Raw genomic sequence first — 13,856 nt, 5'->3', positions numbered from 1 at the left:
GGGCGATTATTTGCCGGCTTCCGCCTTGCGGCGATGGCCGCTGACCTGCGCGCCGTCTTCGGGATGCAGGAAGAAGAAACCCGGAATAGGCAGCAGCGGAATCACCGCCGTCAGCAGGAATGCCCAGTGGAACTGGTCCGCCGTCGGCGCATGGATCTGACCGGAGACGAGGCCGAGCACCATGGCGGCGATCGAGACGCCGAGCGAGACGCTGAGCTGCTGCAGGACGCCGCCCAGGCTGGTGGCGCGGCTGAGCTTCTCCGCCGGCAGGTCGGCATAGGACAAAGTGTTGGACGACATGAATTGCGCCGAACGGACAATGCCGAAGAAGAAGACATAAAGGCCGATCAGCCAATGCGGGGTGTCGGCGCTGAGCAGGGCAAAGCCCGCCACCGTCATCGACCCGACAATTGCGCTGCCGCTCAGCACGGCCTTGAAGCCGAAGCGCCGCAAGAAGAATGACAGCAAGGGCCGCATCAGAAGCGCGCCGAAGCTGCTGACGAAGGTCAGCGATCCAGACGTGACCGGGCTCATGCCGAAGCCGACCTGCAGCATCAGCGGCAAAAGGAACGGCGCGCCGTTGAGGCCGATGCGGCACACCCCTCCGGCCAGCGTACCGACCCAGAAGGAGCGGAAGCGGAACAGCGTGAGGTCGACCGCCGGCGCGTCGACGCGGCGCGCATAGCGGCCGAAGGCGACGAGCAGCAGGACTGATGCGGCGAGCACCAGCACGGTCGCCAGCGAGGAAATGACCGGCCTGCCGATATTCTCCAGGCCGAACTGCAGCAGAGCGGCGCCGGCCCCCACCATGAGGAAGCCGGCGAAGTCGAAGGGCTGGGCTTCCTCGTCGTGGAAATCGTCGACGAAGCGCAAGGCGGCGAAGATGCCGATGAGGCCGAACGGCACGTTGACGTAAAAAATCCAGCGCCAGGAGGCATAGGTGGTCAGGAGGCCGCCGAGCAGCGGGCCGATGACGGGACCGATGATCGCCGGCAAGGTCATGTAGGTCATGGCGGTGATCAGCCCGCTGCGCGGGAAAGAGCGCAGCAGGATCAGCCGACCGACCGGCGTCATCATGGCGCCGCCCAGCCCTTGCAGCGCGCGCATGGCCAAAAGCATGCCGACGCTGTCGGCCACGCCGCACAGGACCGAGCCGAGGGTGAAGGTGAAAAGCGCCAGCGCGAAGATCTTGCGGGCGCCAAACCGGTCGGCGAACCAGCCGCTGACCGGAATGAACACCGCTAAAGTCAGGATGTAGGTGGTGATCGCAAGGTTAAGCCGGACGGGCGTGGTGTCGAGGCTTTGCGCGATGGCCGGGATAGCGGTGGTGAGGATGGTGGAATCGAGCTGTTCCATCAGGAAGGCGATGGCGACGATTGCCGGGATGATCAGCTTGAGCCGCGGGTCGCGCTCGGTCGCAAAGAGATGCTGTTCCAATTGTCCGCCAGTTCCGTCGTGCAGGAAGCGATAGCCCGCTGCGAGCCATCCGCGATCGAGCCGGCGTCGATGTCGTGCGGCCCAGCCGGCCCGTACCCCCACCGCACCGGACTGCTTTATGTCCCGACCGATGCGAAGCGATAGCTATTTCGACTGGCACAGAGGTCAACAAATTTTGACCCGGCCTGCGCTGAGGCAGCGGAACGCGGCCCGTGGCCGCCACCTTCGGCTGAAACCCGATCACATATTCGTGTTGGCGTAACCAATCGAAACGCGGCCGCGAACCGGAAGAGGGCGACCATGCCCCTCAACAATGGGAGTTGTTCAGATGCACTCGATCAAGCTCGCACTTATTGCCGGCCTCGCCGGTCTTTGCGCCTCGCAGGCCTTTGCCGAGGACACGATGGGCGCCATGACCATGATGAAGGGCGGGCAAGTCACCGCGATCATGCCGGACGGCCACATGGGCACCATGATGCCGGACGCCAAGATGAGCACCGAGATGATGAAGATGGCGAAGCCCATCAAGCATTGCATGATGATGATCACCGACGCCAAGGGCAAAGCCTACATGATCGATACGTCGACCAAGAAGGCCCAGGCCGAATGTGAAAAAATGGCGATGTAACCTCGCCGACCCTGCGTGCCGACCTCCCCGCCGGCCGGTGTGCCGGCGGGTTATCCGCCATCAGTTCCAGCCGCGATCCTCAAGCACCGTTCCTCGACCTTGCCGGCATAGCGCCGGCCCTGCCCTCGCGGGTTGATCGCCCCGGCGAGTGTGCTAGGGCGGATGATCATCAAGAGGACGTCATGGCCGGCATATCGCGAAAATACCGCATGTTGCGGCGCTCACACGCCATGTGGGTGTCGCGCCGCGTCTGGCAGCCCCGTCTCGTCTTCTGGGCCGGCGCCATCTCGATCGGCCTTATCAGCGTCCTGTTCGCCCTGCTCGCCGACCGCGCGCAGGCCCTGTTCCATGTCATGACGGGCAATGAGGGCGGCTGGCGCTTCTATCTGCCGCTTGCGGTGACGCCGCTCGGTTTCGTCCTCTGCGCCTGGCTTGCGCATTCCTTCTTCCCGGGATCGCAAGGCAGCGGCATTCCGCAGGCGATCGCGGCGCGGCATCTGCGCGACGAGGATGACCGCAGCCGCATGCTGTCCCTCAGGCTGGTGGCGGGCAAGATCGCGCTCACCATCGTCGGCCTCGCCTGCGGCGCCTCGATCGGCCGCGAGGGCCCGACGGTGCAGGTCGGCGCGTCGCTGATGCTGCAGGCCGCGCGCTGGGGCGGGATGGCGCAGGCGCGCGGCCTGATCCTGGCCGGCTCCGCCGCCGGCATCGCCGCCGCCTTCAACACGCCGCTCGCCGGCATCGTCTTCGCCATCGAGGAAATGGGCCGCGCCTATGAGGCGCGCACCAACGGGCTGGTGCTGACGGCGGTGATCCTGGCCGGCCTCGCCTCGCTGGGGCTGCTCGGCAACTACACCTATTTCGGCATCGCCAAGGACACGGTCGCCTTCGCCACCGACTGGCCGCTCGTGCTCGCCTGCGGCATCATCGGCGGCGGTGTCGGCGCGCTGTTCTCGCTCTTGGCGCTGAAAATCATGCGTCGCATCCGGCGCTGGAACGCGCTGCAGCCGCTGCCGCGCGCGCTGGTCGTGGCTGCCATCTGCGGGCTCGCCGTGGCGGTGATCGGCGTCGCGTCCGGCGGGCTGACATTCGGCACCGGCTATGTGCAGGCGCGCGGCGCGATCGAAGGCACGCCGCTGCCGGCTGTCTTCTTCGTCGAGAAATTCGCCGCCGGCCTCTTGTCGATGGTGTCGGGCATTCCGGGCGGCCTTTTCGCGCCGTCGCTGGCGGTGGGCGCGGGGCTGGGCAGCACGCTCGGCCTGGTCTTCGGCACGGCCACCGGCACGGCGGCGCTGCTCGGCATGGCCGGCTATTTCGCCGGCGTCGTGCAGGCGCCGATGACGGCTTTCGTCATCATCCTCGAGATGACCGGCAACCACGACAATGTGATCGCGCTGATGTGCGCCGCGATGCTGGGCTACGGCACGGCGAGGCTCATCTCCAACGAGCCGCTCTACCATGCGCTGTCGCGCGTCTTCATCGCCGAGGCGATCCGGCGGCGCAGGGCGGAAGTGGAGCCCGCGCGGGGCTGATCTTACCGTTCTTCCGCTTTTACTTGCGGGAGGCGGACCTCGCTGTTGCGCCAGAGGGTCAGATCTCCCTGGCTTTCGATGTCGCCTCGCGCATCGAGAGCTTCCAGTCGCTCGGCGATGTCGTCCCAGGAAACCTGCTCGCCCGCCTTGCGAAGCGCGTCTTCGGTCTTCGCGAGGACCATGGCAGTCTTCTGCCATCGGTCCATCACCATTTGCATGATGATGCCGTCGATGTTGCTGTCCGCCGCCAAGAGGGTCTCAGCCTATTTGCACTTGGCGATCGAGGCCAGCGCGGCCGAGATGCCCTTCAGCGAGAAGACATAGGAGGTCGGGTTGCCGCGGCCGGACTTCGCCTGCACCTTCATGTCGGAGCCGGTCTTCATGGCGGCGATCAGCACGGGTTCCTCGGCGGCGTTCTCGACCCAGGCCGACTTGCCGCGGGTGAACATCGAGAAGGTCTTCTTGTCGATGGTGACGGTGGCCTTCGAGCCTTCCTGGAAATTGTAGCCGGCGATGAACTGCGGCTCGTAGGAAACCTGCTGCCCGGGCCGCTGGCTGACGAAGAAGAACATGTCGCCATGGTCGAGCGACGGAGGCTGCTTGTCGGTGGGCACGGTCAGCACGTAGCAGACCTTGCCGGCGGCCGACTGATAGCTGTAGGTGCCCCAGGCATTGTGCTGGCCGATCTTGGTCGCCTGCTGCGCCAGAACCGGCACTGCCGAGGCCACCAGGACCAGGCTGGAAACTATAGCAATCAATCCGCGCATCGTTCTTCCCGTATTCCAAATGGTGCGGAGGCGGGCCGCGTGGCGTCCTGCCGTCGCTTCATTTTGATTTAATCAGGGTTACCAAACGGTGAATTGTCCTCGAAGAAAAGGAACTCACCCCAGGAAACCGCCACCATCCGCGCCGCCGCCTGTGGTTGTCAGCGCGTGTCCCGGGGCGGAGTTGGAGGCCACGAAAACGGCAAGAGTTTGTCTTTTCGCACCTGCTGATTTGCGGGCGTGAGGCGAGCGGCCGTCAGCTCCTGTCGGCCAGCGCGTCCTTGGCGGCCTGCCTGTGGGCCGGCGTGATATGGGCACTGACGGCGGTGATCGCCGCGGTCAGCACGGCAAGGTCGTCGGTGTAGCCGAGGCCGACGACGAAATCGGGAATGAAATCGAACGGCAGGACGAAATAGCCGAGCGCGCCGAGCAGGGTTGCTTTGGCGCGCAGCGGCGTGTCCTTGTCCATGGCGCAGTAATAGGCGGCAACTACTTCGTCCATAAACGGAATCTGCCGCGCCGCCTTCTTGGCGGTGCGCCAGAATTTCTCGCGGACCTCGCCTTCGCCGGCGAGCTTGTCGCCGAAGCCGAAGAAATCGAAACCGGGTTGTTGCGTCATCGAGTCACTCCTTGGCGGCCGCGCGCATGCTTGCACCGGCCCGCCGCGGGAAAATGTGGTGAAAGCGGGGGGTTGCTGCAAGGGTTTGGGGGTGCGCCAGTGTGAAAATCGAACTTGGCAACGCTGGCATTGTGTAAGGCGAGTTGGCAATCGCAACGTTGGAGATTGGCCGGAACGTCCCTCCATCCTGTGTGTTACGCCGAAACGCCGCCACCGTGCAGAATTCTGGACCCTCGCATTCTACGGCAACGGTCACGGCATGGATTCCAGGGTCTACGCTCCGCTTCGCGTCGCTCCGCCCTGGAATGACGAAGGCGCGGACGGTCGTCGCGATAAGACCTTAATTCCCCGAGCTCTGCGCGTCGTCATAGGCCTTCTTGATATCGTCCGGCCAGTCCTTCAGCGCCGGCCAGGCCTGCGGCTCGCCATTGTCGCCGCGGCGGGCGAAATAAAGCTTCTGCTTGGCCGGGTCGACGGCCATGAAGCCGTCATTGCCGCCGCAGTCATGCGGCACGCAGCCGGTGGCGTAGAAGGCGCCGGACGCCGTCTTCTCGGTGCCGCCGCCGACCAGCAGGCTGGTCGCCATGTCGGGCATGTCGTCGCCCAGCAGCGCCTGTCCAGCCTTGTAGACGGCCTCGTTGTGGAAGGCGTCGATGATGTTGTCGTATTTCGACGGGTCGATATCCTTCCAGTCGGTGCCGGGCTCTGGCGTGTAGGTCAGGTTGCCGGAGGTCGTCAGCCCTTCCGTGGGCGACCATTGCAGCGCCGGCTTGGAATCGCCCGGCAGCAGATAGGGCACGAAATAGATGGCGTCGTCGGAGACAGCGGCCGGCGGCGCGCCGCATTCGTCCTGCTCGACCGTGGTGGTCTGGATCTCACCGTCTTTCGGCTTCCAGACGATGACCTTGGCCGGCCCGCACTGGTTGCCGCCGTCGCCGACGTCGACCAGCGCCACGTTGACGTCGCCGATCTTGACGATCTTGTCGAAGAAGACGTCGTAATTGCTGGCAAGCTGCTTGCCGTCATAGGACAGCACCTTCTCGCCGTCCTGCTCCGGCTGCGTGATGGTGAGCTGCCCGCCCTCGAACGGGATCGGCGCCTGCTTGTCGTCGTCCGGCGCGGCCTGGTCGCTGCCCGATCCCTGGTCGGACGCGCCTTGATCAGCGGCCGGCTGGTCGGACGCGGCGGGCGCCGGCTGCGTCGCCGGCGCGGTGGTCTGCGCGTTCGCGCCGATCGTGGCGAGAAGGATTGCCACCGAGGCGCCGGCGGCCAGAAGCGAGCGTGTCATGACTGTCCCTCCATTCAGTCGCGAGCCCAGCCGGTACGAGGCAGGCCTACCGATTTGAAGCCGTGTCGCTCAGAGACTGTTTCGAAATTCGCTCCGGCGAGTCATATGGTGGTGGTTTCGAGAACCGCAGCGGAGCGGACATTCAGGTCCGTGAGCACCGGAAGCACAGAAACCGCCATCAGATGGCCGCCGGAGTAGAATTTCCAAACAGTCTCTTAGGCCCAGGGGCGCAGCTCGGCATTCTTCTTCTCGAAGGTCGCGATGGCGCCGGCCTTCTCCATGGTCAGCCCGATATCGTCGAGGCCGTTCAGGAGGCAGTGGCGCTTGAAATCGTCGAGGTCGAAGGTAACGACACCGCCATCCGGACCACGGATCTCCTTGGCTTCCAGGTCGATCGACAGCGTCGCATTGGAGCCGCGCGAGGCGTCGTCCATCAGCTTGTCGAGGTCTTCCGGGCTGACCGTGATCGGCAGGATGCCGTTCTTGAAGCAGTTGTTGTAGAAGATGTCGGCGAACGAGGTCGAGATCACGCAGCGAATGCCGAAATCGAGCAGCGCCCAAGGCGCATGCTCGCGGCTCGAGCCGCAGCCGAAATTGTCGCCGGCGACCAGGATCTGCGCCTTGCGGTAGGCCGGCTTGTTGAGCACGAAATCCGGATTCTCCGAACCGTCCTCATTATAGCGCATCTCGGCGAAAAGGCCGGTGCCAAGCCCGGTGCGCTTGATCGTCTTGAGATAATCCTTCGGGATGATCATGTCGGTGTCGACATTGACGATCGGCATGGGCGCCGCGACGCCGGTGAGCTTGGTGAATTTATCCATGGTGCCCGTCTTCTTCTGGCTTGCGGGTGAATTTTGCCGGACGGTTTACACAAAGCCGGCGGCAAATGAAAGGCAACTGTTCGTGCACCGCCCTTGGGCCAATGGCGGGCAGGGTGCGCGGAGCCAAACTGGAACGCTCTAAAAACGGCTTCGAAATCCTGGCCGGCTGGTGCAGTCTGCGGCCATGGCCGATCCGTCCAAAATCCTCTATGCCAGCGAACCCGCCCTCGATGTCGCCGAATTTCGCCGCGTGCTGGTGGAATCCGGCCTCGGCAAGGTAAGGCCCGTCGACGAAGCCGCCCGGCTGCAAACCATGCTCGACAACGCCAATCTGGTGCTGACCGCGCGGCTCGACCGGTCGGACAGGCAACTGGTCGGCGTGGCGCGCGGCATGAGCGACTTCTCTTGGGTCTGCTACATTTCCGACCTCGCCGTCTCGAAGGCGGCGCAAGGGCTGGGCGTCGGCAAGGGCCTGATGGACGAGGCGCGGCAGCAGCTCGGCCCTTCGGTCGCCATCAGCCTGATCTCGATGCCCGACGCTGTCGGCTTCTACCAGCGCATCGGCATGACGCGCATGACCGACGCCTTCTGGTTCTCCCGCAAGCGCTGACGTCATTCACCGGCATGTGATTGCCCCGGTTCTGCCGTCCCGCTTGACATGCAACCAAATGGTTGCATATTAAGGCCATGAGCATGGATGCCGTCTTTCGCGCTTTGGCCGACCCGACCCGCCGGCAATTGCTGGACAGCCTCCATGCCCGGAACGGGCAGACGCTGAACGCGCTCTGCGAGCACATGGACATGACGCGCCAGGCGGTGACCAAGCACCTGGCGATCCTGGAGGAGGCCAACCTCGTCACCACCATGCGCCGGGGCCGCGAGAAGGAGCACTACCTCAACCCCGTTCCGATCAACGAGATCGCCGAGCGCTGGATCGGCAAGTTCGAGCGGGGGCGGCTTGCTGCCCTCAGCGACCTGAAGCAACGCCTGGAAAGGGAAGAGCCGTGAGCGAGAACAGCTTTGTCTATGTCACCTATATCCGCACAACGCCTGAGAAGCTCTGGGAAGCGCTGACGGATCCGGAATTCAACCGGCAGTTCTTCCTCTGCTCCTATCAGGAGAGCGACTGGAAGGTCGGCTCGAGCTGGAAGCTCGTCTTCCCTGACGGACGCGTCGCCGACTCCGGCGAGATCCTCGAGATCGACCCGCCACGCCGCCTGGTGATCAAATGGCGCAACGAATGGCTGCCCGAGGTGAAGGAAGACGGCTACACGCGCTGCACCTTCACCATCGAGCAGGACGGTGAATTGATGAAGCTCGCCGTCCTCCACGAGGCCGACGGCCCGCACAGGCTGATCCCGAACGTCTCCAAGGGCTGGCCGCTGGTGCTGGCGAGCCTCAAGAGCCTGCTCGAGACCGGCAAGGGCTTCGAGCGCCCGCCGTCAAAGGGTTGAAGTATCGTTTCGAAGGCGGAACGAACCAAGGAGGTTGCGATGATGCTCGGGCAATCCTGGCCGCAGGCCATGGCGAATGCCGAGACGGTGATGGCCGCGGCCGACCTTCCCGCCTCGCCGGACGAGGTCATGGCGGCGCTGGTCACAACTGAGGTCGAGCGCTGGTGGGGTTCGACCGACACCTACCGCATGACCGGCTGGACCGCCGACCTCCGCGCCGGCGGCCGCTGGAACACCGTCGTGGAAACGGCTGATGGTCAACATCTGCCCGCCAGCGGCGAATTCCTCGAAATCGAGACGCCGCGCCGGATCGTGCAGACAAGACGCTACGACTGGAACCACCCAACGCTGGGGCGTCATGAAACGACGGTCGCTTATCTGCTTGAGCCGATCGGCGATGGCACGCGGCTCACCATCTGCCATGGTGGATTCGCGGGATTTGCGGAAGCCGCGCCCGAACATGCCGACGATTGGGCACGTGTGCTTGGTTGGTTGCAACGGTATTTCGACCGGGATAGCCGGGTTAAAGCATGTCTCCCGAAAGTGGGAACCGGTTTCGGGATAAAGACATGCGTAAAATCAAAAACCTAAAGCGCATGGAGCGAATCTGAAAGATCGCGACGCGCTTTAGGCTCAGCTAGGGACCAGGCGATCCTGGGTCCCGCCCAGGTAGGTTTTCCAGATGTGGTCCGACAGCTGGCGACGATAGTCCGGATTTGTCGCGAGCGAGCGGTAGGAGGCGCCGCCCACGTGGAAAAGGGCTTCGTCGAGCAGCTCATAGTTGGCGACTTTCCCCTCGACATTCACCGCGATGGAATTTGACCGGGCCATCTCGAATTCCCTGGTGGGACGCTTCGAATACAGGACCGGCCAGTTGCCGCCGCCAGTATCCATTCCGATGTCGAGCCGATTTCTGAAATCGAGCTTCGTGTGCTCCACGGCAGCGAAATCGTAGAAGCAGAGGCCGGCCCAGTAATACCAGCCGGGTTCGTCTGCGGCTGCCTTGTACAGGTAGCTGGACTCGGCGTGCAGCGGCAGCCCGTAACCGATCTTGCCCCCGACGCGTTGCGCGATATCGATCGGGCTGACCGGGAAACAATCGTGATCGATGAACCCGAACATGTCGGGTTTGAGGTGCTTGACGATGTTATGGAAGACCCAGGTCTGGGAGATGCCGTGCGATCTGGAGGGATTCGTCTCGAAGTTCCTGGGCAGCCGGAAATACGCGACCCCGCGCCGCGCGCAGATCGCTTCGATCGAAGCCCGCGCATCCTGCTTCGGTGAATTGTCGATCACCACAAGCCGGGTCCCGGTTGGGAACACCTGCCAGGCCTTGGTGAGCACGTCGATGATCCAGGGGGTGTTGAATGCGATGGTGAAGCAGTAGTTCCGCCCCGCCTTCCCGCTCAGATCCTTCTCGCTCAAATCCTTCCCGCCCAGGTCCCTGGCGAACGCACGGCCTTTTGACGCGGCGGCGCCCAGAAACTGGCGGTACAGAATCTCGTGACGGAGCCTCAACAGGAGTTGGACTCCCCTTGTGCGCCGAAAAACTTCGACAGCCTTTCCAGACACTGTTTGCCCCACGCGCCCAACGCGGACCTACAGTAGCATGACACAGCCGGCAGGAGGCAACGGTATTTATCAGCAGGACTGAATATAGTCGGCCCACCGCAGGTTCCGCAAAAGTGTCCCGCGGTTTTGCGATCAGAACCTGCGAAAACCAACAGAGCTAAGGCAGATATTCGTGGGGTGCCCCACGAATATCTGCCTTAGCCCGGGCTTTCCGCTCAAATCACGTTCAGTTCCCTGAACGCCCTTCCTTGCGCCACCCGTTCATAGCCGAACGCCCTGCAATCGATCGTCCGATACCCGCCATGCACGATGAGCTCGGCGAGCGACTTGCCGACCGCCGGCGCCTGTTGCAGGCCGTGGCCGGAAAAGCCGTTGGCGAAGAGGAAGTTCGTAACCTCCGGATGCGGTCCGATCACCCCGTTCTGGTCGAGCGTGTTGTAGTCGTAATGACCGACCCAGGCGCGCGTCGGCTTGATCGCCTCGAAGGCCGGGATGCGGGTGGCCAAGGTCGGCCAGATCACCTCTTCGAACAGCGGCCAGTTGACATCGAAATCCTTGGGATCGGGCGCGACATCGCCTTCCTCCGGCTCGGCGCCGCCGGTGAGGTAGACCGAGCCTTCGGGCCGCACATAGATGCCGGACGGATCGACCAGCAGCGGCATGTCGGCATATTTCTCGCGCGCCTCGAAGACGAAGACATTGCGCTTGCGCGGCTCGACCGGCAGATCGAGCCCGGCAAAACCCGCGACCTTGCCGGCATTCGGCCCGGCGGCGTTGACGACAATGCCGGCTTCCAGCACCTCGCCATTGTCCAGGCTGACGCCGGTGACGCGATTGCCGTCGCGCGAAATACCGGTGGCGGAAGCCGTGATGAAATCGATCTTCTTGTCGCGCAGCGCCTTGCGGAACAGCGTCAGCAGCGCATGCGCGTCGAACCAGCCCTCGCCGCTGCGGCCGAAGGCGCCGGCGGCGATGTCTTCGACCGACAGCCATGGGAAGCGGCGCGCCAATTGCCCGGCCTCCTCGAGCAGGATGTCGGCCCCCTCGGCGACCTGTGTCTCGTGATTGGCCTTGAGGATCGGCAACCCGGCCTCGCCGGCAAGGATCAGATAGCCACCCTCGCGAAAGCCGATATCGGCATCGGCGCCGAACGTTTCCTTCAGCCGCCGGAACAGCTTCAGCGTGAACTGCGACAGGCGGATGTTTTCAGGGATCGAGAATTGCTGGCGGATCGAGGCCAGCGACAAGGTCGTCGCCGCGTGGGAAAACTGCGGATCGCGCTCGATCAGCGCGATCGAGCCGGTAAAGCCCTCCTCGCGCAGGTAATAGGCGACCGAGGACCCGACGATGGCCCCGCCGATGATGACGATGTCGTAGCGCATTTTTTCTCCAAATCCGGCGGGTCGCGCGCTCACGCAACCGGCAAGTCGATCTCGAAGCGCGTGCCGCGTTCGGAGTCAACCAGCCTGATCATGCCATCATGCGCTTTCAGGAGGGCCAGCACGATGCCGAGCCCCATGCCGGTGCCGCCGGATTCGCGCCGCGTGGTGAAGAACGGCTCGAAGATCCTGGCGCGGTTGGCGGCCGAGATGCCGTCGCCATCGTCGCCGATCTGGACCGACGCGCGCTCGCTATCGGCTGACGCGTGGATCGCCACCTGCCGGGCGCCATGCCGTGCCGAATTGTCGATGAGGTTGGCGAGCACGATGCCGAGATTCTCCGCCGAGATGCCGAGCCTGATATCGCCGCCGCCTTCAAGCCGCGCTTCCAGCCTTGTGTCGATCGGCAACGACGCCAGTGCCGCATGAAGCGTCGTGCTCTCGCCGCTCGGCTCCAGGTTTTCGGCGCGCGCCAGATCGAGCAGCCGGCGCACCAGGAGATTGAGCCGCCCGGCATCGGTGACGATGTTGTTGGAGAAGCGCTTGCGCTCGGCCTCGTCCATCGCGCCTCCCGAATCCCTGAGCAGCTCCGCCGCGCCCTGGATCGCCGTCAGCGGCGATTTCAATTCATGCGAGACATGGGTGGCGAAGGTCTGGATGCTGTCGGAGCGCGCCTGCAGCTTGGTCGCCATGTCGAGGAAGGCCGTCGACAACGCCGCCATCTCGCGCGTGCCGTGATGGGCGAGCGGCCTGATCGCCTCGCGATCGCCGGCGGCGATGCGCTTCGTCCGCTCGATCAGCGCATAGATCGGCCGGCTGACGGTGCGGATGAACACCAGCGCGATCAGAAGCGTGCCGCCGACGATCGTGATCGCCGCCAACGTCACCTTGCCGCGCTCGCCATAGAGGTGCTTGACGATGTTGTTCGGCGTCCGCGACAGATAGACGACGCCAGCGACCCGGCCGTCGAGCTCGACCGGCATGGCCACGAAGACGCGCACCCTGGTGCCGCGGCTGACCGAATAGAGAGGCGGCGCGGGCTGGTCGGGTATCCGCAAGCGCAGTTCGCTGGCATAGAGGCCTGAAAGCGCGGTCCGCACCTCCTCGACATCGCCAAGCGATCGGCCGACCTCGTCGCCGCCGGCAATCACCACGCCGTGCGGATCGAGCAGGCGGAAGCCGGCAAGCGTCGTTTTCTGCGTCTCATCGAGAATGCCGTCGAGCCGGACGCCGATGGCCGCGAAGGCCGGGTCGGGGCTGGCGGGAAGCGCCGCCGGGCGCATCGGCATGACATCGTCGGAGGCAAGGTCGAGCCGCGGCTCGACCGGATCATAGGGATAGTTGTTGTCCTTGGCAGGATCGGCCGAGATCGGCTCACCCAGTCTGTCCTGGGGAATGCCGGCGGCGCGCACTTCCTGGGCGTAGATGGCCGCGACCACCGCGCCCTGCGCGATCAGCTCGCCCTCGGTCTGGCGGATCAGCTGGTTCTCATAGAGCCGAAAGAAGAACAGCCCGACCAGCGGCAGCGCCATGACGACGATCAGGATGGCGATGACGACGGTGGCGAGCCGCGGCCGCCACCTTTCCTTGCTCAACCACCGCATCGGCCGAGCCGGAAGCCGACGCCATGCACCGTCGCGATCACGTCGAGGCAGCCGACCGCCGCCAGCTTGGCCCGCACGTTGCGGATGTGGCTGTCGACCGTGCGTTCCGAGACATGGATGTTGGACGCATAGGCATTGGCCATCACCGCGTCGCGGCCAAGCACGTGCTGCGGGCGGGCGAGGAAGCCTTTCAGGATCGCGAATTCGATCGCCGTCAAGGTGAGCGGCCTGCCGTCGAAGCTCGCTTCATGGCTTGCCGGGACGAGCATGAGCTTGCCATGCGCGAATTGACGGTCGTCCGCTTCTTCTTCGACCGACGCGGGCCGCGCGCGCCGCAGGATGACGTTGACGCGGGCGACGAGCTCGCGCGGGCTGAACGGCTTGGTCACATAATCGTCGCCGCCCATCTCCAGCCCGAGGATGCGGTCGATCTCTTCATCCCGCGCGGACAAAAACAGCACCGGCACGTCGGATTTTTGCCTGAGTCTGCGGCAGACCTCCAGCCCGTCCATCTCCGGCATGCCGATATCGAGCACGATGAGGTCGGGCGCGCGGCGCTCGACCGCCTGCAGCGCCGCGGCGCCGTTGGCGACGGCGGCCGTCTTCATGCCGGCCTTTTCCAGCGCGAAGCAGATGATCTCGCGGATATGCGGGTCGTCGTCGGCGACGAGTATGTTGTGCGGCATCGATCAATAGCCCGGCGGATAAGCTTGGGTGACGGCAGGATTAGAGCAATTCCAAGGAAAAGTGCGAAATTG

16 protein-coding genes are annotated in these 13,856 nt (G+C 64.4%); 6 read left to right on the top strand and 10 right to left on the bottom strand.

What is annotated here, in order from left to right; genetic code table 11:
- Positions 1 to 6: 6 nt before the first annotated feature.
- Positions 7 to 1,437 (bottom strand): DHA2 family efflux MFS transporter permease subunit, encoded by a 1,431-nt coding sequence (locus RFM41_RS07855; protein ID WP_320247741.1) that lies wholly within the window; start codon positions 1,435 to 1,437, stop codon positions 7 to 9.
- Between the two features lie 328 nt (positions 1,438 to 1,765).
- Between RFM41_RS07855 and RFM41_RS07850 the strand changes: the two genes are divergently transcribed.
- Both RFM41_RS07850 and RFM41_RS07845 read left to right on the top strand, forming a co-directional pair.
- A complete protein-coding gene (locus RFM41_RS07850; RefSeq protein WP_320247742.1) occupies positions 1,766 to 2,065 on the top strand; it encodes a hypothetical protein in 300 nt (99 codons plus the stop codon).
- A 182-nt stretch (positions 2,066 to 2,247) separates the two neighbouring features.
- Positions 2,248 to 3,597 carry a chloride channel protein gene (locus RFM41_RS07845; RefSeq protein ID WP_320247744.1) on the top strand — a complete coding sequence of 450 codons (1,350 nt, stop codon included), beginning with the start codon at positions 2,248 to 2,250 and terminating at the stop codon, positions 3,595 to 3,597.
- A 2-nt stretch (positions 3,598 to 3,599) separates the two neighbouring features.
- On the opposite strand, the gene RFM41_RS07840 is transcribed toward RFM41_RS07845, so the two are convergent.
- The 5 genes from RFM41_RS07840 to leuD all read right to left on the bottom strand — a co-directional run bounded on the left by RFM41_RS07840 (position 3,600) and on the right by leuD (position 7,089).
- Positions 3,600 to 3,848, bottom strand: a complete 249-nt coding sequence (locus tag RFM41_RS07840; protein ID WP_320247745.1) for a hypothetical protein — start codon at positions 3,846 to 3,848, stop codon at positions 3,600 to 3,602.
- 12 nt (positions 3,849 to 3,860) lie between these two features.
- The gene (locus tag RFM41_RS07835) at positions 3,861 to 4,364 is read right to left on the bottom strand and encodes an invasion associated locus B family protein (RefSeq protein ID WP_320247746.1); all 504 of its coding nucleotides are present in this window, start codon (positions 4,362 to 4,364) and stop codon (positions 3,861 to 3,863) included.
- Positions 4,365 to 4,617: 253 nt separating this feature from the next.
- Positions 4,618 to 4,980 carry a YkvA family protein gene (locus RFM41_RS07830; RefSeq protein ID WP_320247747.1) on the bottom strand — a complete coding sequence of 121 codons (363 nt, stop codon included), beginning with the start codon at positions 4,978 to 4,980 and terminating at the stop codon, positions 4,618 to 4,620.
- 340 nt (positions 4,981 to 5,320) lie between these two features.
- Positions 5,321 to 6,268, bottom strand: coding sequence for an Ivy family c-type lysozyme inhibitor (locus RFM41_RS07825; protein ID WP_320247748.1), 948 nt, complete (start codon positions 6,266 to 6,268; stop codon positions 5,321 to 5,323).
- Between the two features lie 215 nt (positions 6,269 to 6,483).
- Positions 6,484 to 7,089: a 3-isopropylmalate dehydratase small subunit gene (leuD, locus tag RFM41_RS07820; RefSeq protein WP_320247749.1), complete on the bottom strand. Its 606-nt coding sequence runs from the start codon at positions 7,087 to 7,089 to the stop codon at positions 6,484 to 6,486.
- Positions 7,090 to 7,273: 184 nt separating this feature from the next.
- Here leuD and RFM41_RS07815 point away from each other — a divergent pair, with 184 nt between their 5' ends.
- The 4 genes from RFM41_RS07815 to RFM41_RS07800 all read left to right on the top strand — a co-directional run bounded on the left by RFM41_RS07815 (position 7,274) and on the right by RFM41_RS07800 (position 9,134).
- Positions 7,274 to 7,699 carry a GNAT family N-acetyltransferase gene (locus RFM41_RS07815; protein ID WP_320247750.1) on the top strand — a complete coding sequence of 142 codons (426 nt, stop codon included), beginning with the start codon at positions 7,274 to 7,276 and terminating at the stop codon, positions 7,697 to 7,699.
- Between the two features lie 83 nt (positions 7,700 to 7,782).
- On the top strand, positions 7,783 to 8,097 hold the full coding sequence (locus RFM41_RS07810; protein ID WP_210242039.1) for an ArsR/SmtB family transcription factor: 315 nt from the start codon (positions 7,783 to 7,785) through the stop codon (positions 8,095 to 8,097).
- Positions 8,094 to 8,543, top strand: coding sequence for an SRPBCC family protein (locus tag RFM41_RS07805; RefSeq protein WP_320247752.1), 450 nt, complete (start codon positions 8,094 to 8,096; stop codon positions 8,541 to 8,543). Before RFM41_RS07810 ends, RFM41_RS07805 begins: the two co-directional genes overlap by 4 nt.
- A 39-nt stretch (positions 8,544 to 8,582) precedes the next feature.
- Positions 8,583 to 9,134, top strand: coding sequence for an SRPBCC family protein (locus tag RFM41_RS07800; protein ID WP_320247753.1), 552 nt, complete (start codon positions 8,583 to 8,585; stop codon positions 9,132 to 9,134).
- A 42-nt stretch (positions 9,135 to 9,176) separates the two neighbouring features.
- On the opposite strand, the gene RFM41_RS07795 is transcribed toward RFM41_RS07800, so the two are convergent.
- From RFM41_RS07795 to RFM41_RS07780, 4 genes are all read right to left on the bottom strand, one after another.
- Positions 9,177 to 10,061, bottom strand: a complete 885-nt coding sequence (locus RFM41_RS07795) for a hypothetical protein (protein WP_320247754.1) — start codon at positions 10,059 to 10,061, stop codon at positions 9,177 to 9,179.
- 269 nt (positions 10,062 to 10,330) lie between these two features.
- The gene (locus RFM41_RS07790; RefSeq protein ID WP_320247755.1) at positions 10,331 to 11,497 is read right to left on the bottom strand and encodes an NAD(P)/FAD-dependent oxidoreductase; all 1,167 of its coding nucleotides are present in this window, start codon (positions 11,495 to 11,497) and stop codon (positions 10,331 to 10,333) included.
- 29 nt (positions 11,498 to 11,526) lie between these two features.
- Positions 11,527 to 13,026 carry a sensor histidine kinase gene (locus RFM41_RS07785; protein ID WP_430691519.1) on the bottom strand — a complete coding sequence of 500 codons (1,500 nt, stop codon included), beginning with the start codon at positions 13,024 to 13,026 and terminating at the stop codon, positions 11,527 to 11,529.
- Positions 13,027 to 13,085: 59 nt separating this feature from the next.
- On the bottom strand, positions 13,086 to 13,784 hold the full coding sequence (locus RFM41_RS07780; RefSeq protein ID WP_320247757.1) for a response regulator: 699 nt from the start codon (positions 13,782 to 13,784) through the stop codon (positions 13,086 to 13,088).
- Between the last annotated feature and the right edge of the window lie 72 nt (positions 13,785 to 13,856).

Origin of the sequence: Mesorhizobium vachelliae (assembly GCF_033977325.1) — a bacterium.
Lineage (GTDB): Bacteria > Pseudomonadota > Alphaproteobacteria > Rhizobiales > Rhizobiaceae > Mesorhizobium > Mesorhizobium vachelliae.
Note: the sequence above shows the minus strand (reverse complement) of the source record. Positions and strands in the feature narration are given on the sequence as shown.

Bases quoted from the DNA above. Each gene is read 5' to 3' on its own strand.
- RFM41_RS07815 (WP_320247750.1), top strand. From the start codon at position 7,274: ATGGCCGATCCGTCCAAAATCCTCTATGCCAGCGAACCCGCCCTCGAT.
- leuD (WP_320247749.1), bottom strand. From the start codon at position 7,089: ATGGATAAATTCACCAAGCTCACCGGCGTCGCGGCGCCCATGCCGATC.
- RFM41_RS07825 (WP_320247748.1), bottom strand. From the start codon at position 6,268: ATGACACGCTCGCTTCTGGCCGCCGGCGCCTCGGTGGCAATCCTTCTC.
- RFM41_RS07830 (WP_320247747.1), bottom strand. From the start codon at position 4,980: ATGACGCAACAACCCGGTTTCGATTTCTTCGGCTTCGGCGACAAGCTC.
- RFM41_RS07780 (WP_320247757.1), bottom strand. From the start codon at position 13,784: ATGCCGCACAACATACTCGTCGCCGACGACGACCCGCATATCCGCGAG.
- RFM41_RS07790 (WP_320247755.1), bottom strand. From the start codon at position 11,497: ATGCGCTACGACATCGTCATCATCGGCGGGGCCATCGTCGGGTCCTCG.
- RFM41_RS07845 (WP_320247744.1), top strand. From the start codon at position 2,248: ATGGCCGGCATATCGCGAAAATACCGCATGTTGCGGCGCTCACACGCC.
- RFM41_RS07850 (WP_320247742.1), top strand. From the start codon at position 1,766: ATGCACTCGATCAAGCTCGCACTTATTGCCGGCCTCGCCGGTCTTTGC.
- RFM41_RS07800 (WP_320247753.1), top strand. From the start codon at position 8,583: ATGATGCTCGGGCAATCCTGGCCGCAGGCCATGGCGAATGCCGAGACG.
- RFM41_RS07785 (WP_430691519.1), bottom strand. From the start codon at position 13,026: ATGGCGCTGCCGCTGGTCGGGCTGTTCTTCTTTCGGCTCTATGAGAAC.
- RFM41_RS07835 (WP_320247746.1), bottom strand. From the start codon at position 4,364: ATGCGCGGATTGATTGCTATAGTTTCCAGCCTGGTCCTGGTGGCCTCG.
- RFM41_RS07810 (WP_210242039.1), top strand. From the start codon at position 7,783: ATGGATGCCGTCTTTCGCGCTTTGGCCGACCCGACCCGCCGGCAATTG.